The sequence below is a fragment of the Pseudarcicella hirudinis genome, from assembly GCF_900115665.1.
Taxonomy (GTDB): domain Bacteria; phylum Bacteroidota; class Bacteroidia; order Cytophagales; family Spirosomataceae; genus Pseudarcicella; species Pseudarcicella hirudinis.
In genome coordinates this window covers 1-1,154 of record NZ_FOXH01000035.1, presented here as the reverse complement: position 1 = coordinate 1,154, position 1,154 = coordinate 1, and the positions used below count along the sequence as shown (strand labels likewise).

General features: G+C 37.0%; 1 protein-coding gene. It reads left to right on the top strand.

Annotated elements, in window-relative coordinates:
- Nucleotides 1-1,154: hypothetical protein (locus BM179_RS25495; protein WP_177219514.1), on the top strand; the 1,154-nt coding region annotated here is incomplete at both ends.

The following is a 1,154-nucleotide window of genomic DNA, read 5'->3' as shown; positions in this document are numbered from 1 at the left end:
TTTTTGGGTTGGGCTAACCATGGCGATACCACTATCAGAGTTAAAGCCGATAAAGACATTTTACCAGTCCTAACTGGTATTAAAATTGATTTAACAGCTATTACCAATACCCTACTCAATTTAGGAAACTTTAGGCTAATGTCTATAGGAGGTGCTCTTTCTGCAGGTTTTAGAGATGGCGGGCTTTATCGGGAAGGGCAGTTAACCGCTTTCCCCAATTTAGTGGCCAGGCAAATGGGGCTATCTATAAACCTACCGCTATTTGACCCCAATGAGGGCAATGGCTCAGGCTATAAAACCCTCATAAATACCGAACCCATCGCCTCCTTTAATTTGGTAACCAACAACCTGGCTTATACCGACAATACAGCCAATATCCTCAGACCCTATACAGGAAAAATTGACAGCTATGCTTTTCCGAATATGGGGACTGATCTAGGTCCTTTGTCATATGATAATAATAATGTGGGTGAAAAGTTTTCCAATAGATTCTTTGATAATCCTCAAAAGGATTATGGTGACAATTATCGATTTCTAAAAAAGCAAAACTGCGACTTTTTTATTTTTGAGGCGGGTATGGATAATTTAGTAAATAGTATTGCATTAGGTGGGGCTGGTGGAATAACAAAACTGAACCCTTTTGATGGAACGGGAGGAACTTCATTAGTTCAGTCATTGGTTGACAAAAAAGCAAAGGGGCTTATGCTAACAGTTCCAGATGTGATGGATTTGCCTTATTTTAATCAAATCACTAATGAAAAAATTAAAAAATTAAATGTCATTCTTAGGGTACAAAAAAGTTTTCATTCAGAAGACTACCGGGATTTTGATCCAACGATTGATAAATTAATACCTACTCCTTATGTAGAAAAACTTATGAGAGGTGAAATAAAAGATCTGGCATTGTTGAATCTAGAGGACGTTTTATCTAAATATCAGAATGGAAATGATGAATGGACTGCTGTATCACCTACGGTTTATAATGATGTGAATATTAACCGCAAAGCCAAAGAATTAAATTTGCCGGTTGTGGATATTTATGGTTTATACAAAAAGATCATCGCAGGAAATTATACAACAGATGATGGTATAAAAGTTAATCCGGATTGGGTAAAAGGGAATTTCTTTTCGGCAGATGGCATTTATCCTACTGC